The sequence below is a fragment of the Novispirillum itersonii genome (genome assembly GCF_014205675.1).
Taxonomy (GTDB): Bacteria; Pseudomonadota; Alphaproteobacteria; order Rhodospirillales; family Rhodospirillaceae; genus Novispirillum; species Novispirillum itersonii_A.
Window position 1 is genome coordinate 65,569 of the sequence record NZ_JACIIX010000011.1, and the last position, 16,172, is coordinate 81,740.

The window sequence follows — 16,172 nt, forward strand, 5'->3', positions numbered from 1 at the left end:
GCGGCTTCAGAAGCCCGTCCTCAGCCGGTCAGCCGGACCACCGGACGCTCTGACAGGCGGATGCAGTTGCGCCCGCATTTCTTGGCGTCATAAACGGCAATATCCGCCGCTTCCATCAGCAGATCAAAATCCAGCGTCTGCGCCGGGGCATCCACCGGCACGGCAGCCACGCCGACAGACACCGTCACCCGCACCGAGGCGGTCGGATCCGGCAGGGTCACCGTGGTGCTTTCCACCGCCCGACGGATTTTCTCAGCCACCACCATGGCCCCGTCAGCATCGACGTCAGTGCACAGCACCAGAAACTCCTCGCCGCCGAACCGGGCAACCAGATCAGTGGTGCGGATCGACCGCTCGATCACCCGGGCAATCTGGCGCAGACATTCATCACCGACCAGATGGCCGTAGCGGTCGTTCACATCCTTGAAATGGTCGATATCAATCACCAGCAGCGCCACTGCCGCATCACCGGGACGGCGACGGCGGGACAGGGCATCAAACCGGTCCATGAAGCGGCGACGGTTGGCCAGCCCGGTCAGCGGATCGCTGTGGGCAATCTCCACCAGCTGGGTTTCGCGGCTGGTGATCTCCCGGGCCAGCTGAAGGAAAGCGCGGGCAATCCCGGCAATTTCGTCATTGCCACTGATCACCGGATCAAACGACCGGCTGGTGCCGAACTGGTCAATCGCCTGCCGCAGCCGCAACAGCCGCAGCAGCACCCGGACTTCCAGATAATAGGCCAGCACGACGATGGCGATCACCGCCAGCGCCGCCACCCCGGCCAGCATCAGGTTGCTGCTCTGGGTCTGGGCGTTGATCTCCTGCACCATCTGCTTGGTCTGGCCGGAAATTTCCCGCTGGTACTGGGTGCTGACCGCCGCCAGACGCTGGGCCTGACTGTCCACCTTGCGCACCGCCACCGTCACCTTCTGGCGCAGTTGCAGCAGGGTCAGCCGGGTCTGGACGATGCCTGACGGCCCCAGAACCGCTTCCTGCAAATAGGGGGCGGCGCTGTCCCCGACCCGGGCCGGGGTCCCGGCCTTCCCCAGTCCGGCCAGCAGCGCGGCAAACTGATCACCGCGCTTGGTGACCGCTTCCGGTCCGTCCGCATTCAACACCGCGAAGGCGGCGGCAAACAGCCGCTCATTCTGCCCTTCCACCAGCGGGCCGGCCTTTTCCAGCGTCCGGTCCCGGCTGTTCTGAAGGTCTTCCCCCAGCTGATACAGGCGGCTTTCCAGCCGCTGCACATCGGAGGACAGCGTCGACAGTGCCTGTACCTGCACCCGGAACAGGTCAAGGTTATCTTCCAGACGTTGCAGCTCCGACGACGGGGTGGTGCTGCCGCGCAGGCGGGAAATGGTGCTGTCCAGCGCCAGCAGGCGCTCATGGACGGCAAACATGATCCCTTCCCGGTCAAACTCCCCCCGGGCGGCTGCCAGCTCCCGCCCGGCCCCCAGAACCGCCTCGGTCCGGCGGCCCAGTTCCGCCACCAGCAGGGCTTCCGGCAGACGCCGCAACATGGTGTCAGACACCACGGCATCGGCGCGCGTCACCGCCAGCAGCGCCTGCCCGACCGCCGACAGCACGATCAGGACAATCACGGTGATGGCGGCGATCAGTTTGGTCTTCAGGCTGAAGGCCCGGATCAGTCGCACTTTTCAAGCCCCCCGGCCTGACCCGACAGAATGGCGGTACGGGCAGCATCGACCTGATCCCAGACCGGTTCCGGCACCACCAGCGCGTTATTCTCATCCTGCGCGATACCAACGGCGTCCTCGGCCAGCCCCAGCGCCTGCACGCCGCCGCGCAGGGTTCCGTCCCGACCATCCCGCAAAGCGCGGTAGACCGCGATATCCACCCGCTTCACCGCCGAGGTCAGGACCATGCCGGGGTGGCGGCCATTCTGGTTGGCATCGACCCCGATGGAATACTTTCCGCGTTCCGCCGCCTCATCCAGCACCCCGATCCCGGAGCGCCCGGCAGCGGCGAACAGCACGTCCGCCCCCCGGTCAATCTGCATCAGGGCCAGCCTGGCCGCCTTTTCCGGTGCCCGGAAGCCGGACGAGGAGACATCCACATAGGACCCCAGCACCGAAATGCCCGGATTGATGCTCCGGGCCCCGGTTTCATAGCCGCAGCGGAAGCGGCGGATCACCGGGTTATCCATGCCGCCGATAAAACCGATGGTACCACTGCGGCTGAGCCCGGCCGCCACCACCCCGGCCAGATAGGCCGCCTGCTGTTCCCGGAAGACAATGGAGGTGACATTCGGCTGCCGCACCTCGGCATCCAGCAGCACAAAGCGGACCTGCGGAAACTCCGCCGCCACCGCCTCGACGGCGGCAGCATGGCGGTGGGCCCCGGCCACCGCAACAATCAGGGTGGCCCCCTGCCGGATCTGCTCCCGAAGAATATCCGCCGCATCCCGGCTGGCATCATCAATCACGGTACGGACGGCCACCCCGGTTTCCGTGCTGAACCGCTCCGCCCCCCGGCGGATGGTGTCATTGAAACTCGGCTCCGGCGTATAGCGGACCCCACCCGGCGGCGGCGGAACCGGTACCGCCCCCACCGACAGCACCACCGCAGGCGCAAACACCGGCGCGGCGGCCCGGGCCGGGGCCCAGCCTGCCAGCAGCGGCACAGTCCCGGCCATAACCAGCGCCGCCCCCAACAGGGTTCTTACCCCGGATCCTGTCCGGCGGCCAATCCCCTGACCTGTCCCAGCCATCCCCACGTCCCCCTTTGCCAACCCCTCATCAGCGGCATCGTCCCCCGATGCCGCTGTGGTTTGTTCCTGCCCGGACCCAGCCGGAGTCCGGCGGGTTCCGCAGGGGAAAGACAGGCTGCCCCGCCGTCCTTTCCCCCCGGCACCGGATAAGGTGCCTGCGGGTCATTTGTGTGCCGTCAGGGTAGCGGATATGGCATCAAATGACCAGCCGATGCCGCATTTTTCATCAGAGGAAAACATCACCCGGCCGTTTCTGGATCGGGCGTTCCACGGCCTGCCACGCAAAGGCCAAGAGGTCAGAGAAAGGTGGCAATCTCTTCCAGCGGCCGCTTGGTCAGGGCATGGGCCGGGATATGGGCTCCCTCCGCCGGGTAGCCGACCACCAGCAGAATATACGGTTTATCCTCGTCCGGGCGGCCACACAGCGCGTTGAGAAAGCCCATCGGGCTGGGGGTGTGAGTCAGGGTGACCAGACCGGCGTGATGCAGGGCTGCCAGCAGAAAGCCGGTGGCGATCGAAACGGACTCCGGGACGTAATAGTTTTTGCGCAACACCCCGTCAGCACTGCGGCTTTTCCGCTCCCCGAAAATACAGATCAGCCACGGTGCCGTTTCCAGAAACGGCTTGTCCGCATCCGTCCCCAGTGGCAGCAGGGCTTTCAGCCATTCCTCTCCGGCGCGGCCCGCATAAAAAGCCCGTTCCTCCTCTTCAGCCGCCACCCGGATCTGCCGCTTCAGGTCCGGAGTGCCGATCACCGAAAAATGCCAGGGCTGATGATTGGCCCCATTCGGGGCGGTTCCGGCGGCCCGCAGACAGGTTTCGATGATATCGCGCGGCACCGGCCGGTCGGAGAATTCCCGCACTGTATGGCGGCGGCGGATCTGATCGTAGAACGCCTGCGCCCGGCGACGCATCTCGTCCTGCGGATACTCGACATAATCCGGCAGAGGGACCGGCTGAAACCCGGGAACAGCAGACATGGTACGCCTCCAATGATTGTCTGATTTAATTGTCAGACAATCATTGGAACTCCCGACTGTCAAGACCCCCGCTATCCCGCCGAGAACAGGGTATCCGGCAGGTTCTGGATCAAGGCCCCGGCCAGCGCCACATGCGCCAGCATCACCGCCTCAGCGTCCGTCGCCTGATTGGCCAGAATCGCCGCCGCCATGTCCCGGTGCTGCTGGTTGGTGCGGTAAATGGACTCCCGGTCAATCAGGACCCGGAACTGCAACCAGTACACACTGTTCCGCAGACGCTCCAGCTGTTGGGCCAACAGCGGGTTGTCCGCCGCGCTGACAATCAGGTCATGGAAACGCCGGTTATGCTCCGACAGAGCAACCATATCGCCGATCAGCTCCGCCGCCGTCAGGGCCTCAACCACCTGCGGCAGATCCCCCGGCGCGGCCGCCAGACGCGGCGTCGCCAGCCGGACCGCCAACCCTTCCAGTACCGCCCGGACCTGAAACAGGTCCTGCATATCCTTGCGGCTGTACTGCCGAACCATCACCCCTTTATTCGGGATAAACAACAACAGCCCGTCTGCGGTCAGCCGCTGAAAGGCCTCGCGCACCGAACTGCGGCTGACGCCCATCCGGCGGGTGAAATCCGCCTCAATCAGGCGCTGCCCCGGGGCCAGCTGCCCCTGCCGCACCGCCTCGGTAATCGATTCGGCCACGGCCTGTACCGTTGATCCAGTAGAGGTTTCTGCCATCTACACCTTTCCCCTGCGACCACAGCGGCTGCCACGCCCTGCCCCCGGTGGCAGCCCTGCCAACCCGCACACTCTGACCGATCCCTCTGCCCCCGTCACCCCCTGCCTGTCAGTGCAGCGGATCCGGACCCGTCTGTCATCATACGGTTGTCCACAGACAGAGTGCCCGAATACCATAAACAAATAAAACATCATATTCACGTTATTTGAAAATAATTTTCCTTTACTTTAATGGAAAAAATATCCCATAGTGCCGCCGCTGGCCGTTTTCGCAGGGCGGAGCAGCTCTGCACACTTCGCACTGGCTTTTACGGCGCAAACGGAGCAGAACGTCAGCGTTGTGATCCGTCGGGACTGCCCCTGCCCAGCAGGATACCCGAGAGAGGCCGGATCAGTCGGTTCACCCTTATCGTGTTGTTACGGACGACAGAGCAGACCACATGAGCAACATTCGTCAGGAGCGTGTTACCTACGTTCACCACTGGACTGACCGGCTGTTCACTTTCAAGACCACCCGTGACCCCGGCTTCCGGTTCATTAACGGCCAGTTCGCCATGATCGGCCTCCAGATCAACGGTAAGCCGCTGATGCGCGCTTATTCCATGGCCAGCGCCAATTATGAAGAAAATCTTGAGTTCTTCAGCATCAAGGTGCCGGATGGTCCGCTGACCTCGCATCTTCAGAAGATTCAGGTCGGCGATACCGTGCTGATCGGCACCAAGCCGGTGGGGACCCTGATTCAGGATAACCTGCTGCCGGGCAAGCGGCTGTACCTGCTGTCCACCGGCACCGGTCTGGCCCCGTTCATGAGCATCATCAAAGATCCCGATGTCTATGAACGCTATGAAAAGGTGATTCTGGTGCATGGCTGCCGCGAAGTCGCGGAACTGGCCTATGCCGACTACATCACCCGCGACCTGCCGGAGAACGAATTCATCGGCGACATGGTCCGCGACAAGCTGATGTATTACACCACCGTCACCCGGGAAGACCATGTGCATCAGGGCCGGGTCACCGACCTGATCAAATCGGGCAAGCTGATGGAAGACCTCGGCCTGCCGCCGGTCAACGCCAGCGAAGACCGCTTCATGCTGTGCGGCAGCCCGGCGATGCTGACCGACATGGTCAAGATCCTTGAGGATCTCGGCCTTGAGGAAGGCAGCGGCAGCACCCCCGGTGACTACGTCATCGAAAAAGCCTTCGTCGAGAAGTAAGCTGAAAACCCCCTCCCCCGGCGGAGGGGGTTTTTGCATCCCCTGACGGCATCCCCCCAGTTCCCGGACACTCAGACACCGCATCACCGGGCCACATCACCGGGCCACATCACCGGGGCGGTGTTTTTGTTTGTCTCTCCCGCACTTGCCCCATACTGTATACAAAAAGTGCGATCTCGTATGGGAGGGATCAGATCAATGACCGCCACGGTCTCCGCCGTTGATGACGGCCTCTATGATTTCATCGTCGTCGGTGCCGGCACCGCCGGCTGCGTGCTGGCCAACCGCCTCAGCGAAAACCCAGCGCACCGGGTGCTGCTGCTGGAAGCCGGATCGCGCGACACCTATCCGTGGATCCACATCCCGATCGGCTACCTGTTCTGCATGAACAATCCGCGCACCGACTGGATGATGAAGACCGAGCCCGACCCCGGCCTGAACGGCCGCAGCCTGAATTACCCACGCGGCAAGGTGCTGGGCGGCTGTTCCTCCATCAACGGCATGATCTACATGCGCGGTCAGGCGCGGGACTATGACCAGTGGCGGCAGCTCGGCAATCTCGGCTGGGGGTGGGACGATGTCCTGCCCTACTTCCGCCGGTCGGAGGACCATTACGCCGGGGCCACCCCGCTGCACGGCAGCGGCGGCGAATGGCGGGTGGAGAAACAGCGCCTGTCGTGGGATATCCTTGATTCCTTCGTCCGCGCCGCCGAGGAACTGGGGATCCCCCCGACCGCCGACTTCAATTCCGGGACTAACGAAGGTGCCGGATATTTTGAGGTCAACCAGCGGGGCGGTGTGCGCTGGAACACCAGCAAGGCGTTCCTGCGCCCGGCGGAAGCGCGGCCCAACCTGCGGGTCATCACCCGTGCCCTGACCACCGGCCTGACCCTTGACGGCAGCCGGGTCACCGGCGTGACCTACACCGTCAACGGCCAGCCCCGACAGGCCCGGGCCGGGGCCGAGGTGCTGCTGGCCGCCGGGGCGATCAACTCCCCCAAGCTGCTGGAACTGTCCGGCATCGGTCAGCCTGAGGTTCTGGCCCGCCATGGCATTGCCGTCCGCCATGCCCTGCCCGGCGTCGGGGAAAACCTTCAGGATCACCTTCAGATCCGCACCGTCTTCCGGATCGAGAACGGCAAAACCCTGAACGATCTGGCCAACAGCCTGTTCGGAAAAGCAAAAATCGGCCTGCAATATCTGCTGACCCGCAGCGGCCCGCTGTCGATGGCCCCCAGCCAGCTCGGTATCTTCACCCGCAGCGCCCCGGAGGTGGACACCCCGGATCTGGAGTACCACGTCCAGCCGCTGTCCACCAACAAACTGGGGGAACCGCTGCATCCGTTCCCGGCGGTCACTGCCTCCGTCTGCAATCTGCGCCCGGACAGCCGTGGCCATGTCCACCTGACCTCCACCGATCCGGCACAGCAGCCGTCCATTTTTGCCAATTACCTGTCCGCCGCGTCCGACCGCCGGATCGCCGCCCAGTCGATCCGCCTGACCCGCCAGTTGATGGCAACGCAGGCGCTGGCCCGGTTCAACCCGCAGGAAATGCTGCCCGGGCCGCAGATTGCCAGTGATGAGGAACTGGCAACGGCGGCAGGGAACATTGCCACCACCATCTTCCATCCGGTCGGCACCTGCAAAATGGGCGATGACCCGATGGCCGTCACCGATGCCCGGCTGCGGGTGCATGGCCTGAGCGGCCTGCGGGTGGTCGATGCCTCCATCATGCCGACCATTACCTCCGGCAACACCAATTCGCCGGTGATTATGATCGCGGAGAAGGCAGCGGTCATGATTGCCGAGGACCTGCGGGCCCGATGACCCTTCCCTGCCGTACCGTGCTGATCCTTGGCGGCACCACCGAAGGCTATGCTCTGGCAGATGCCCTGACCACGCTGCCCGGCTGGCGGGGCATCAGCTCCCTCGCCGGGCGGACCCGGCAGCCCCGCCTGCCTGCGGGCGAAACCCGGATCGGCGGATTCGGCGGGCCGGACGGACTGGCAGCCTACCTGCGGGACAATGCCGTTGCGGCGGTGATCGACGCCACCCATCCGTTCGCCCGCCGTATGGGCTGGAACGCCGCCGCCGCCTGCACCGCCGCCGGGGTGCCCCTGCTGCGGCTGGACCGTCCGGCATGGTCCGCCGGGCCGGGGGACCGCTGGCAGCAGGTGGAGGACTGGGAACAGGCGGTGACAGTCCTGCGCGATCAGAGGATCCGCCGCGCCTTTCTGGCCTTGGGCCGACAGGAGGCCGAGGCCTTTGTCCCGCTGACCACCTGCCACTTTGTGATCCGCGCCGTGGACCGGCCCGATCCGCTGCCCGCCTTTACCGCCGCCGAATGGATTCTGGCCCGGGGGCCGTTTACGGCCACAGAAGAGGAAGCCCTGTTCCAGGAACACCGGATTGAGGCCATCGTCTGCAAGAACAGCGGCGGCCCGATGGACGGAAAGCTGGAGGCCGCCCGCAGCCTGTCCCTGCCGGTTATTCTGCTCCGGCGGCCACCCCGTCCGCAGACAACCTGTGCGCCGACGGTGGCAGCGGCCCTGTCATGGCTGGCCGGGCTGTAACCGGCTGCTCCACCAGCGCCAGAAACTCCGCCGCCACCTCCGGCCAGCGCCGCACCGGCTGCTCGCAGGCCGCCCGGTGCAGGTGCGACCACAGCACGTTTTTCTCCAGCACCGCGATCAGGGCCTCGGCGAAGGCCGCAGCATTTCCCGCCGGGGTGACAAAACCGGTGACGCCGTTCTGCACCCGCTCCGGCAAGGCCCCGCGCGCCATCACCACCCCCGGCAGCCCCAATGCCTGCGTTTCAGCGGCAGGCAGGCAGAAGGCCTCCTCGACCGTCGCCGGGTAGCAGAACGCCCGCAGCCCGGCCAGCTCCCCGGCCAACGGCTTCTGGGGGACCGCCCCATGCAGGACCACCCCGGCCGTCTGCCCGGCCCGCGCCAGCAGCCCGGCGGTTTCCGGCAGATCGGCATCGCCCCGCCCCATGATCGCGCTGCCGGTGAACACATGCAGCTCCGCCCCCGGCAGACGTGGCAGCACCCGCTGTTCCCACAGATCCAGCAGATCCGCCAGCCCCCGCCGGGGATCGGACAGGAAGGCCGCCCGGGGCGGGGGCGGATCCTGCCGGTGCGACACAAACAGCGGAGCCACCCCGTGCGGGATCACCCGGCGCAAACCCGGCACCCACACCGGACAGGCCGCCGCCTGTGCCTGAGACACGAACACCAGCAGGGGCCGCCGCCGCCACAGCCGCCACAGCAGGGGCAGAGACACCTGCGGTCCGGTCAGAGACCACAGAACCAGCCGCCCGACAGCGCCGCCCCAACGGGCGGCCAGATCCAGCGCCCGCCCTCCCCGGGCGACGATGAACAGATCCACCGGCAGCGTTTTCCACAAGGGGACATCATGCAGGGGGATCCACCGCACCCCATTGCGCAGCAGGGGATGGCGGCACCGGGTCAGGCAGAGGACCTCATGCCCCGCTGCCGCAAACGCCTCCGCCAGACGGACCAGACACAGCTCCGCCCCCCGGAGCGGTCGTTCTCCGGCCAGAGTACTGTCAAACGGATCACCCTCATCGGCAATCACGATACGCATGGCGACCTGAATCCCCGGACTGAGTCCGCCCCTGTCCCCCCGGACAGCGAAATCATCCGTTTATTGTTCCGATGATTGACCGCTTTTGGCAATCCTTATCCTTCGGCCGCCAAGCGTCCCGGATCCTTCGGCCGCCAAGCGCCCCGCCACCCAGCCCCCCTGATCCTGCGGCCACCCGGCGTTCCGGGCCTTGCACCGCGCCCGCCGCCGCCGCATTGTTTCTGCGGCCGCCATGGCCCAGAAACAGACCCCGGATCCCAACCGGCCCCGCAGGAGGAAAACCATGCCGTTCTATGCCATTGACGGTGTCCGCCCGGTGGTGGACCCCACCGCCTACATCCACCCCACCGCCGTGCTGATCGGCGATGTCATCATCGGCCCCGGCGTCTACGTCGGCCCCGGGGCATCGCTGCGCGGCGATTTCGGGCGGCTGCGGCTGGAGGCCGGGGCCAACATTCAGGACAACTGCACCATGCACGGCTTTCCCGGCACCGAGACACTGGTGGAGGTCGATGGCCACATCGGCCATGGTGCCGTTCTGCACGGCTGCATCATCCGCCGGGGCGCATTGGTCGGGATGAACAGCGTGGTGATGGACGGATCCGAGATCGGGCCGGAAAGCATCGTCGCCGCCATGTGTTTCGTCAAAGCCGGGATGAAAGTGCCGGAGCGGTCGCTGGTGGCCGGGATCCCCGGCAAAGTCATCCGCGCCGTCACCGACGAGGAATACGGCTGGAAGACCGCCGGGACCCGCGATTATCAGACGCTGGCCCGCCGCAGCGCCGCCACCATGGTGGAATGTCAGCCGCTGACCGCACTGGACCCCGACCGTCCGCCCATGAATGGCGGCACCACAAAACCATTGTTTGAGGTTAAGAAGGATTGACCCCATATAGAGGGGGCGGTGCCACAGCCGCCCCGCCTGCCCGGGCGCATTCAGCAGGCCAGATCCCTGTGTCTGCGCCCGGAAATACTCTGAGATGTCCCGTAACAGGGCATAATTCCTGATCTACCGGCCTGCCCGGGGACCGGACCATGCCCCAGCCTGCCGGAGAGTACCGCGTTCATGCCGCAATGGGTTAAATTCGCCCTCGAAATGGGGCCGCTGCTGGTGTTTTTTGTTGCCAACTCCCGCTTTGGCATCGTCACCGGCACTGCTGTTTTCATGGTGGCAACAGCGGTGGCGCTGGCCGCCTCGTGGCTGCTGGCGCGGAAGATTCCGGTCCTGCCGCTGGTCTCCGGGGTGTTCGTTCTGGTGTTCGGCGGGCTGACGGTGTGGCTTCAGGATGATCTGTTCATCAAGCTGAAACCGACCATCGTCAACACCCTGTTCGGCCTGATCCTGCTGGGCGGGCTGGCCACCGGCCGCAATTTCCTGAAGATGGCGCTGGATACCGCTTTTCAGGTGACAGAAGAGGGCTGGCGGATTCTGGCGGTGCGCTGGGGCCTGTTCTTTCTGGCGCTGGCGGTCATCAATGAAGTGGTATGGCGCAGTGTTGCCACCGATGTGTGGGTCAACTTCAAGGTGTTCGGCATCATGCCGCTGACCGTGGTGTTCAGCCTGACCCAGATCCCGGTGCTGCTGAAGCACCAGATCCAGCCAGAGGAAAACGGGCAGGAAGAGAGCATCGGCGACGGGCGGGCCTAACGCCCCCTCTCCGGCTTGCCGGGGGCAGCGGGTTACCCGTGGCTGGACCCGCCGACGGTCAGGCCGATCACCCCGGCAATCACCAGCCCGATACAGGCAATCTTGAACGGGGTCAGCTGTTCACCGAACAGCTGCCACCCGATCAGCGCAATCACCGTGGTGCCGATACCGGACCAGACCGTATAAGCCACCGATACATCAATCTTCTTCAGCGCCAGCGTCAGCATGGTGAAGCTGATGGCATAGAGGATAAACAGCGCCACGCTCGGCACCGGGCGGGTGAACCCCTCCGACAGCTTCATGCTGGTGGTGCCAGCCACTTCAAACACGATCGCAGCGGCGAGAAACAGCCAGGAAACGGTCATGGGGCGGACTCCGCAGCCGGGGGCGTGGTCAGGGTTGCGGCATCTTCATACCGCACCGCCCGGAAGTAAAGCCCGGTTGGCGGCGCTGTCGGACCGGCCTTGGCACGGTTCCGGGCCTCCAGCGCCCGGCGCACGTCGTCCCGGCTCCAGCGCCCGAGTCCGACCAGAGACAGCGTGCCGATGATATTGCGCACCTGATGGTGCAGAAACGACCGCGCCCGGACGAACATTTCCACATGCTCACCCTGCCGCGACACCACCAGCTCGTCGATGCTCTTGACCGGGCTGTTGGCCTGACATTCCGCCGCCCGGAAGCTGGTGAAATCATGCTGCCCGACCAGTTCCTGACCGGCGGCATGCATGGCATCGGCATCCAGCGGCTGCGGCACCCACCACACCTTTCCGGCTTCCAGCACCGCCGGGGCGCGGCGGTTGAGAATCCGGTACACGTAGGACCGTTCCACCGCAGAAAACCGGGCATGAAAGGTGTCATCCACCTCCTCGGCCTCGACCACCGCCACCGGGTGCGGGCGCAGATGGGCGTTCAGGGCTTCCCGCACCTTGCGGGCCGGATCAGCGCGGCGCAGGTCAATATGGGCCACCTGTCCGTAAGCATGCACCCCGGCATCGGTCCGCCCGGCGGCATGGGCGGTGACGGTTTCGCCGGTGTAGCGCAACGCCGCCTGTTCCAATGCCCCCTGCACCGACAGGCCATTGTCCTGCCGCTGCCAGCCGACAAACGGGCCGCCGTCATATTCAAGGGTCAGTTTATAGCGTGGCATCGCGGGGATTCTGCTGCTGAAAAGTGGTCCCCGTGTGTAGCGCCTGCCGCCCGCCCCCGCAACGGCGATGCCTGCGGGGATCAGCGATTTTCCGCAGGATGGGTGAAAAAATCTAAGCGTCAACGCCATTGACGGGCCGATGGCCCCGGCTCGACACTGGGGCGGCGGTTCGTTCCGCAGACTCCCCATTCACGAGGTCATGATGTCGCTGCAAACCTGGCTGCTGTATGTCACCACGGTGTTCTTTGTCTCCGGCACCCCCGGACCGAACATGCTGCTGACGATGACCCACGGCATCCATTACGGGGTGCGCCGCACCACCATCACCTGTCTGGGGCTGGCCAGTGGCCTCAGCCTGATTATGGCCGGATCGGCGGCGGGCCTCGGCGCGCTGCTGGCCGCGTCGGAAACCCTGTTCACCGTCGTCAAATATGCCGGGGCCGCCTATCTGGTCTATCTGGGCATCAAAGTGTGGCGGGCCACCCCGACCCCGGTCGCCGAAGCCGGAACCGCCGCCGGGCAGCAGTCGGCCTGGGCCCTGTACCGCAGCGGTTTTCTGGTGTCGATGAGCAACCCGAAAGCCTTCGTGTTCTTCACCGCCCTGTTCCCGCAGTTCATGGACGCCACCCAGCCGCAGACGGAACAGCTGGCGATCCTTGGTGCCACCTTCTTCGCCATCGAACTGTCGTGGAACTTCCTCTACGCCGCCGGAGGAGCCCGCATGGCCCGCTGGCTGAACACCGCACGCCGCCTGAAGATGGTCAATCAGGTGTCCGGCGGGGTGTTCGTCGGGGCCGGGCTGCTGCTGACCGGCGTCTCCCGCTGAGCGCCTCACACCTCACGCAGACCGCACACACACACAAACAAAAAGGCCGGGGACATTCCCGGCCTTTCTGTATCAGGGATCTTTGGCGGGCCTTACGCCAGCGCTGTTCCCGCAGGCAGCGGAGTCCCGCGCAGGAAGTCCGCCGTCGGCAGCGCGCCCTTGCCTGCCCGTTGCAGGCTGAGCAGACGGACACAGGCCCCATCGCCACAGGCCACGGCCAGCAGATCATCGGCCACAATCCCCGCCGGGTGACCGCTACGGGGGGGCAGGGCCTCGGCCTGCAAAACTTTGATGCGCTGGCCATCAACCTCAAACCACGCCCCGGGAAACGGCGACAGACCGTTAATCTGCCGGGCAACGTCCACCGCCGGGCGCGACCAGTCGATCCGGGCTTCCGCCTTGTCGATCTTGGCGGCATAGGTGACACCCCCGTCCGGCTGCGGAGTCGCAGGCAGGGTTCCGGCATCCAGCCCGTCCAGCGCGGTCAGGATCAGGGTTGCCCCCTGCTGCGACAGCGCATCATGCAAATCACCGGTGGTCAGGGTCGGGGTGATCGCCATCGTCCCCTTCAGCAGCATCGGGCCGGTATCCAGCCCGGCTTCCATCTGCATGATGGTCACGCCGGTTTCAGTATCCCCGCTGAGGATCGCCCGGTGGATCGGGGCGGCCCCCCGCCAGCGTGGCAGCAGCGAGGCATGAATGTTGATGCAACCCAGACGCGGCGCATCCAGCACCGCCTGCGGCAGAATCAGCCCGTAGGCCGCCACCACGGCGATATCAGCGTTCAGCGCCGCGAAGTCGGCCTGCGCCTCCGGCGTGCGCAGGCTGACCGGATAGCGCACCGGAATGCCCAGCGCTTCCGCCGCCACCTGCACCGGGCTGGGGCGGTCTTTCTGGCCGCGCCCGGCCGGACGCGGCGGCTGGCAGTACACCGCCACCACCTGATGGCGGGCGGCGATCGCCGTCAGAGCGGGGACCGAGAACTCCGGGGTCCCCATAAAAATGACGCGCATCACGCCTCCTTCTGGCCGGTGCGGACCACCGGCACATATTCCCCCAGCAGATCCCCGGTCTTCTTGGCCTTGGTCAGGCGACGGACAATCATATTACGCTTCAGCGACGACAGATGATCAACAAACAGGGTCCCGTTCAGGTGGTCCATCTCGTGCTGGATCACCACCGCCAGCAGCCCGTCGGCCTCACGCTCGCGCAGCTCGTTGTTCTCATCCAGATAGCGGACACGGATCCGCGCCGGGCGCATCACCTCGGCGTATTCCTCCGGCAGGGACAGACAGCCTTCCTCGTAAGGGGCCAGATCATCCGACTCCCAGACAATCTCCGGGTTGGCCATGCGGATCGGGGCCGGATCCTCGCCACGGTCGGCGGCATCGACCACGATCACCCGCTTCAGCACCCCGACCTGCGGCGCGGCGAGGCCGACGCCGGGGGCGGCATACATCGTCTCCAGCATGTCATTCATCAGGGTGACGATGCTGGCATCAACCGTCCCGACCGGAGCCGCCTTGGTCTTCAGGCGCGGATCGGGAGCGACAATGATCGGAAGCAGGGCCATGGTCAGCCTTTGTGTTCGAAAAATCCGGAATGCGTCCGGCTGAGATAAGCCGCAATGCGGATGAAATCAAGAAATCCCGCCGCACTTCCCGCCCTCTCTGCCCCGGCAGGCAAAAAAGAGTGGCCCCATCCGGAGGAACAGGGCCACGTCAAGGCGTCTCGACCCGACAGGGGTCTTTCAGGCAACAGAAACGCCGGAGGGATGAACAGCCCCGGCGTCTCAGTCATCCGCAGTGGCCCACACACCGGCCCCTGCGGACATTTCCTCTACCGGACGGAACCGGAGCGGAAAGATCAGATGCTCAGATCCAGCTTACGGGTATCCTTGGCTTTCGCTGCCGGGGCCGGGGCCGGACGGGCACTGACACCGGCCAGCCCTTCCACCACCTGCGTCAGGGTGAAGGCGGCCAGACCGATTTCGCGGTCAGCGTCCCCCAGACTGGCCTGAAGCGCCCGCTGGCTGACCTCATCCTGCGGAGTAACCGTCGCCAGCGACCCCAGAGTGGCCTGCCCCTGCCGCAGGGTATCAGAAGCCCGGCGGGCCACATCCGTAATCGCCTGCACGACAGCACGCTGCTGGCTGTCCTGCTTTGCGGCATTATCACCGGAAACAGGCCCCACCGGCGGCAGGTCTTCCTGCTCGCCCGGGGCTGCCCTCTGGGAGGTCTGAACCGGCTGCGGCCCCAGCGGATGACCGACCGGCGGAATATCCTCCGCCTCGCCGCTGGCAGTGCGGCTGGCAGCCAGAGCCGCTGCCGCCCGGCGGGCTGCCTGTTCGGCCTGATCGCCGGAATTGCCGCCGGTGGAGGCATCATTCCCGGTATTGCCGCCACTGCCACCACCATCAGACCCGGTCTTCCCCCCCGGAACCGAAGGGCTGATCCCGACCGGAGCCAGATCTTCCACCCGCTGGCCGGACGCAATCTGGAACGCGGTCGGCTGCGAGGCTGACTGAGAAGACGCCGAAGCAGACACGACGGTCTGGGCCACCTGCGCCACCATTTCGGTGGCTGGCAGAACACCGCCATCACTGACCGGACGGGTCACCGAAGCGGGAACGGCCCCGGCCGCCGCATTGGCAGCCGTGCTTCCCCCTGCGGCCTCAGCCAGAACCTGCGCCGCGGCCCGGATGCTGCGGGCAGCCCCGGCAACCTGCTGCGCCGCCGAACGGGCGGCGACCACATCGTTGCGGATCACCGCCTGTCTGGCCCCGGCAGCCGCCTCCGCCCCGTCCAGACCGGCCAGAATGACCTGCTGACGACCGGACTGGAGCAGCTGTTCGCGGCGCTGCCCACTGTCCCCGGACGCACCGTCCTCAAAGGACGATCCGGACGACGACTGGGCCGACTGCGGCGTGTTCAGGGATGCCGCAAAGGACGCAAGAACAGCGTCCAGCGACTGAATATGGCTTGTTTCTGTATCATCCCGCCGACTGTACGGGATGGCAAACGTTGCGCCGGCTGCGCGGGCGCGTTCGACCGGACCGATCATGGCTTCTGCCTCCAGGGTGTCTTCCCCCGGGATCCGTCCGGACGCCGCCCACGGCCTTATTCTTAAGGTGTGTGCACGTCCAGTATCCACCGGGTTGCTGACAGGACTCCAGCATGGCGCTACTTCTGGCACCAGTTATGGAGAATTTACCCGATTGTCGCCGGTTTCACCATAATCCGGATGGACTATGACCAAGACAAAAGTCTGAAACAATTCCCCG

The 16,172-nt window shown here is 65.5% G+C and carries 16 protein-coding genes; 6 read left to right on the top strand and 10 right to left on the bottom strand.

Annotated features, from left to right (window positions below):
* Nucleotides 1-20 precede the first annotated feature (20 nt).
* From FHS48_RS14190 to FHS48_RS14205, 4 genes are all read right to left on the bottom strand, one after another.
* On the bottom strand, nt 21-1,655 hold the full coding sequence (locus FHS48_RS14190) for a GGDEF domain-containing protein (protein WP_184264235.1): 1,635 nt from the start codon (nt 1,653-1,655) through the stop codon (nt 21-23).
* Complete coding sequence (locus FHS48_RS14195) at nt 1,646-2,731, bottom strand: BMP family lipoprotein (protein ID WP_184264236.1); 1,086 nt, start codon at nt 2,729-2,731, stop codon at nt 1,646-1,648. The genes FHS48_RS14190 and FHS48_RS14195 overlap by 10 nt, the downstream gene beginning before the upstream one ends.
* A gap of 296 nt (nt 2,732-3,027) precedes the next feature.
* A complete protein-coding gene (locus FHS48_RS14200) occupies nt 3,028-3,711 on the bottom strand; it encodes a nitroreductase family protein (RefSeq protein ID WP_184264237.1) in 684 nt (227 codons plus the stop codon).
* 71 nt (nt 3,712-3,782) lie between these two features.
* The gene (locus FHS48_RS14205) at nt 3,783-4,445 is read right to left on the bottom strand and encodes a GntR family transcriptional regulator (protein WP_184264238.1); all 663 of its coding nucleotides are present in this window, start codon (nt 4,443-4,445) and stop codon (nt 3,783-3,785) included.
* A gap of 440 nt (nt 4,446-4,885) precedes the next feature.
* Between FHS48_RS14205 and FHS48_RS14210 the strand changes: the two genes are divergently transcribed.
* The 3 genes from FHS48_RS14210 to FHS48_RS14220 all read left to right on the top strand — a co-directional run bounded on the left by FHS48_RS14210 (nt 4,886) and on the right by FHS48_RS14220 (nt 8,232).
* Entirely contained in the window at nt 4,886-5,659 is a 774-nt protein-coding gene (locus tag FHS48_RS14210) for a ferredoxin--NADP reductase (protein WP_184264239.1), read from the top strand.
* Nucleotides 5,660-5,857: 198 nt separating this feature from the next.
* Nucleotides 5,858-7,486, top strand: coding sequence for a GMC family oxidoreductase (locus FHS48_RS14215; protein WP_184264240.1), 1,629 nt, complete (start codon nt 5,858-5,860; stop codon nt 7,484-7,486).
* Nucleotides 7,483-8,232 carry a cobalt-precorrin-6A reductase gene (locus FHS48_RS14220; protein ID WP_184264241.1) on the top strand — a complete coding sequence of 250 codons (750 nt, stop codon included), beginning with the start codon at nt 7,483-7,485 and terminating at the stop codon, nt 8,230-8,232. Before FHS48_RS14215 ends, FHS48_RS14220 begins: the two co-directional genes overlap by 4 nt.
* Here FHS48_RS14220 and FHS48_RS14225 read toward each other — a convergent pair.
* On the bottom strand, nt 8,147-9,268 hold the full coding sequence (locus FHS48_RS14225; RefSeq protein ID WP_184264242.1) for a glycosyltransferase: 1,122 nt from the start codon (nt 9,266-9,268) through the stop codon (nt 8,147-8,149). The two genes, FHS48_RS14220 and FHS48_RS14225, sit on opposite strands and share 86 nt — an antisense overlap.
* A gap of 283 nt (nt 9,269-9,551) precedes the next feature.
* Between FHS48_RS14225 and FHS48_RS14230 the strand changes: the two genes are divergently transcribed.
* Together FHS48_RS14230 and FHS48_RS14235 are read left to right on the top strand one after the other, a co-directional pair.
* Nucleotides 9,552-10,154 carry a phenylacetic acid degradation protein PaaY gene (locus tag FHS48_RS14230; RefSeq protein ID WP_184264243.1) on the top strand — a complete coding sequence of 201 codons (603 nt, stop codon included), beginning with the start codon at nt 9,552-9,554 and terminating at the stop codon, nt 10,152-10,154.
* A gap of 180 nt (nt 10,155-10,334) precedes the next feature.
* Nucleotides 10,335-10,916 (top strand): septation protein A, encoded by a 582-nt coding sequence (locus FHS48_RS14235; protein WP_184264244.1) that lies wholly within the window; start codon nt 10,335-10,337, stop codon nt 10,914-10,916.
* 32 nt (nt 10,917-10,948) lie between these two features.
* Here FHS48_RS14235 and FHS48_RS14240 read toward each other — a convergent pair whose 3' ends face one another.
* Together FHS48_RS14240 and truA are read right to left on the bottom strand one after the other, a co-directional pair.
* On the bottom strand, nt 10,949-11,281 hold the full coding sequence (locus FHS48_RS14240) for a DMT family transporter (protein ID WP_184264245.1): 333 nt from the start codon (nt 11,279-11,281) through the stop codon (nt 10,949-10,951).
* A complete protein-coding gene (truA, locus tag FHS48_RS14245; protein WP_184264246.1) occupies nt 11,278-12,063 on the bottom strand; it encodes a tRNA pseudouridine(38-40) synthase TruA in 786 nt (261 codons plus the stop codon). The genes FHS48_RS14240 and truA overlap by 4 nt, the downstream gene beginning before the upstream one ends.
* A gap of 202 nt (nt 12,064-12,265) precedes the next feature.
* On the opposite strand from truA, the gene FHS48_RS14250 reads away from it, so the two are divergent.
* Nucleotides 12,266-12,889 carry a LysE family translocator gene (locus tag FHS48_RS14250; RefSeq protein ID WP_184264247.1) on the top strand — a complete coding sequence of 208 codons (624 nt, stop codon included), beginning with the start codon at nt 12,266-12,268 and terminating at the stop codon, nt 12,887-12,889.
* A 92-nt stretch (nt 12,890-12,981) separates the two neighbouring features.
* Here FHS48_RS14250 and fmt read toward each other — a convergent pair whose 3' ends face one another.
* From fmt to FHS48_RS14265, 3 genes are all read right to left on the bottom strand, one after another.
* On the bottom strand, nt 12,982-13,902 hold the full coding sequence (gene fmt, locus FHS48_RS14255; RefSeq protein WP_184264248.1) for a methionyl-tRNA formyltransferase: 921 nt from the start codon (nt 13,900-13,902) through the stop codon (nt 12,982-12,984).
* A complete protein-coding gene (def, locus tag FHS48_RS14260; RefSeq protein WP_184264249.1) occupies nt 13,902-14,462 on the bottom strand; it encodes a peptide deformylase in 561 nt (186 codons plus the stop codon). The genes fmt and def overlap by 1 nt, the downstream gene beginning before the upstream one ends.
* A 293-nt stretch (nt 14,463-14,755) precedes the next feature.
* Complete coding sequence (locus FHS48_RS14265) at nt 14,756-15,952, bottom strand: hypothetical protein (RefSeq protein WP_184264250.1); 1,197 nt, start codon at nt 15,950-15,952, stop codon at nt 14,756-14,758.
* Nucleotides 15,953-16,172: the final 220 nt, after the last annotated feature.